Origin of the sequence: Psychrobacter phenylpyruvicus DSM 7000 = NBRC 102152, from assembly GCF_000685805.1 — a bacterium.
Lineage (GTDB): Bacteria > Pseudomonadota > Gammaproteobacteria > Pseudomonadales > Moraxellaceae > Psychrobacter > Psychrobacter phenylpyruvicus.
The window spans coordinates 1-3,596 of the sequence record NZ_JMKP01000070.1 but is presented as its reverse complement, the minus strand read 5'-3'; the positions used below and the strand labels follow the sequence as shown (position 1 = coordinate 3,596).

Sequence of the window (3,596 nt, the reverse complement as noted above, 5' to 3'; positions counted from 1 at the left end):
ACGGCTCGCTCTTTCATTTCAGGGGTATAGTTTCGTGTTTTCATTGTCGTATTCTCTCAGAAAATTGAGTCTCCGACAATCCCGGGGCGGTTCATATTAGAGAAATTGCACCAACTAAAGTACAAGCTCAATTAACTGATTTGGATAACAGATTAGCAATTATCCAAATAAAAATTGATGAATATAAAGCGCAAGTTGAAAGTAGTCAGACTAAAAGAGACAAACTGCAAATCGAGTCTGATCAGATAATGAGAATATTGGGTTCTGGGTCAGATATTCAATCTAGTCAAGATATTTTAGCGAAATTACAGCATGTTCAAGATGATTTAAATTCTTTTCAACTTTCAGTTAAATCAGCTGTAGAAGCTATGCCTTTATCTTTCTTGCCACGTTTAGAACTTGATAAGTTAATAACAAAGTTGGAGTATGAGAAAAATCGTCTGGACCATGAAGCTGGCAAAGAGCAGGTCGAAGGAAAAGTCGAAATATTCTGGCAACAGTTTGTTAAAAGCGATAAGGTCAGAGAGGTTTTAGGACGCTCTGCTGAAGGAATTTTGAATGATGAATTGATGAAAGAAGCCGTTCAAGAATGCTGGGAGTTATTATATTATCCTTTACCTGATAAATGTGCTGAAGAAATAACACATAACTATCTATCCCAAACTGCACATTCAAATATTGTTGCAGAATATGAAAATTTAAATAGTAGAGTCAGTGAGTCATCAGTTTCTGAACTTATATTAAGAATGGAGCAGAGTAGAGTTAATCGAGATAAGTTACGTCGACAACTTGATGATATTAAAGAAAATGGCAATGATGAAAGAATTGAACGTTTAAAAGAAGTACAAGATGAGACTGAAAAAACAGTACAAAGCTTGTCAATAGCGCAAAGTAATCTAGACCGTGAAAAAAGTTCAAAAAATTCAATCGAACAGGAAATTGAAAGATTAACCCAGAAAATAAGTGATTCCAATCCAAAACAGCAAAAAGCGCAAAGAGCCAAAACTACACAAGATATGATTGATGAATTAATCATACGTTTAATGAGTAATAAAACAGCTGAAGTGGCTAATGTAGCTACCGAAATCAATCGTAAAATCGCACATGGAAATCGAATAAGTAGAATTGATATTGATAAGTCTGGTCAAATGTCTTTATTTGGAAGTAATAATGAGCAAATGAATGTAGATTTGTCAGCAGGACAAATTCAAATTTTAATGATGTCTCTTATTTCTGCAATGGCTGAAGTAACTCACTATGTAGTTCCTCTAGTTATTGATACGCCCTTGGCTCGGTTAGACATAGAACATAGAGAAGGAATATTTGACCACTGGATTTCTTTAAAACAACAAGTGATTTTGTTATCACAGAATAGTGAAGTCACACCTGATGTAGTCCAAAAGTTAAAACCTTATATAAATAAGACATATTTGATAAGTGCAAAAGCTTTGTCAACAGGTGGTGCACGTTCAGAAATTAAAGAAAATGAATATTTTGAGCTAAGGAATTAATAATGTATCAAATTGATAATGATAGTTTATGGAATAGCGAACTATATCAAAGTCTTATGGAAGATAAACGAATATTCTCCAGTCAACAGGCCAGAGAAATACGTCAGGATCTAGAACATTTAGGAGCACTACCAGAATTAGAAAATCATCATAATTGGGCGACACTGTGTATAGGTTATTGTTTTGCTAAAGGTCTTAATGAAAATAAAGAAAAATTGAGAATGACCCCAAGTACTAAGGGTTATGAAATACTTTCTTTTAAAACTTGTTTTCAAGATAACTCATACTTATGGTTAGCAGTTTTAAGTGAGAGCCTGTTTAGATTACACAATAAACCTGTAACAAAAGATGATTTATATCAGTATATACAACAATTATGGCATGTGGGTGCTACTGAGTTATGGGAACACTGGGAGAAATGCAAGCAATTTAAGGAATCAGACTTAGAAGCTAGACAACTATTTTTACAGGAGTTAGCGAACTTAGCAGCAAAGAATATCACATCACAAAAAGTTAAAACTAGTAGTTCTCAAGTAGTGTCAGAAAATAGTAAAAAGATAGATATCCAGGAGCTGGAAAAGGCTTTTGAAACTCTCAACATCCCATTTAAGTTTATAAATTTTATTTCCCGTGGTGTGCGTTATGATATTTACGAGATTGAACTCCTAAAATTTCTTGAACTATCTAAGAAGCATCCAGCTCTTTGCTCTGCTTTAGGAGTTAGTGCATCGAATCTAATTATATCTCAGAATTACGGAAAGTCTTTTAGCTATCAACTAAAAGTTTTAAGAGATAGTTCTGATTGGATAAACCTAAATAAGGATGATTTTGAAAGTGCACTCCGCAAGTTTAATAATAATCAGAGTTTTATCTTGCCAATCTGTATTGGTGTTAGTGAAGACGGTGAAGCAATATTTAATGATTTAACTTCAGCTCCACATTTATTAGTTGCAGGAACTACAGGTTCAGGAAAATCAGTTACAACTCGAGCTATTTTACAGAGCTTATTTACTCTAAATGATGACAATAGCAAAATCGAAGTAGCTATTCTCGATCCTAAGAAAGTCGATTATAAGCAGTTTGAGAATGAGCAAAATCTTTATAGCAAAAAGATAATAGATAACCCAAAAGAGATGTTAAGCTTTTTAAAAGAAACAGTAGCTGAAATGGAAAACCGCTATAATCTCATGAGTGAGCTTGGGGTAGATAATTGGATAAGATTGAGAGAGAATAAAAAGCTACCTTATAGGATTGTCTTAGTTGATGAATTAGCTGACTTATTAGCAGTAAATAAAGATGTTGAAGCTCTGCTGACTAGATTAGCCCAAAAAGCTAGAGCTGCAGGTATCCACTTAATTCTTAGCACACAAAGACCTGACGCTGCAACCTTAGTGGGTACATTACGCTCAAATATACCTTCTCGTATTGCTATGAAAGTTCAGAAATCTACTGAATCTACTATTATATTAGATGAGATTGGTGCTGAGAACCTCCTTGGTAAAGGGGATCACTTGATTAAATGGGTGGGTGAGCATACTTACTTTGCCCATAGCTATAATATCTAAATAGATGGATTTAACAATCAAGTCGTGATGAAGGTCAATGGGTGCTCAAGTTTACCCAGTGGTACAGTATAAGCATACCCTAGGGAAACTACCTAAAAGCACCTCATAAAATATCAATAAACCACCTAAAATAGAACACTATAATAGAACCACTTATAACAGACTATTTGAATGTTTATGTTTATTAGAGCTTATCTTCGCGCCTCAACCAAAGAGCAAGACGCCAATCGTGTTAAAGATGAGCTTATTGCTCTTTCTGGAGTGCATGGGCATAAAATCGCTACAAGCCCCTGATGAGCAGCTGCCCGATACCGGTATGCCTCCTGCGCTCGAGCAAGCGCTTTCCTCTATATGTATTGATACTCCTGAAATGCCAAATTATGGCACTCGCACTCAGAGTGTTTTGACTTTAACGAAAGATAAGACGTAAGCATCCGACCATCCCATCTTTTTTTCTATTAAAAAATGCGAGATAGTGTCCACGAACAAATAATCGTGGACACTAACATGACAACACAAT

Annotated in this window: 3 protein-coding genes; all 3 read left to right on the top strand. The window is 35.0% G+C overall.

The window, feature by feature from the left end:
* The first annotated feature begins 140 nt into the window (after positions 1 to 140).
* Positions 141 to 1,511 carry a hypothetical protein gene (locus G561_RS14795; protein ID WP_051584570.1) on the top strand — a complete coding sequence of 457 codons (1,371 nt, stop codon included), beginning with the start codon at positions 141 to 143 and terminating at the stop codon, positions 1,509 to 1,511.
* 2 nt (positions 1,512 to 1,513) lie between these two features.
* Positions 1,514 to 3,076, top strand: coding sequence for an FtsK/SpoIIIE domain-containing protein (locus G561_RS0113255; RefSeq protein WP_028859961.1), 1,563 nt, complete (start codon positions 1,514 to 1,516; stop codon positions 3,074 to 3,076).
* Between the two features lie 265 nt (positions 3,077 to 3,341).
* Entirely contained in the window at positions 3,342 to 3,506 is a 165-nt protein-coding gene (locus G561_RS15420; RefSeq protein WP_227674077.1) for an NRDE family protein, read from the top strand.
* Positions 3,507 to 3,596: the final 90 nt, after the last annotated feature.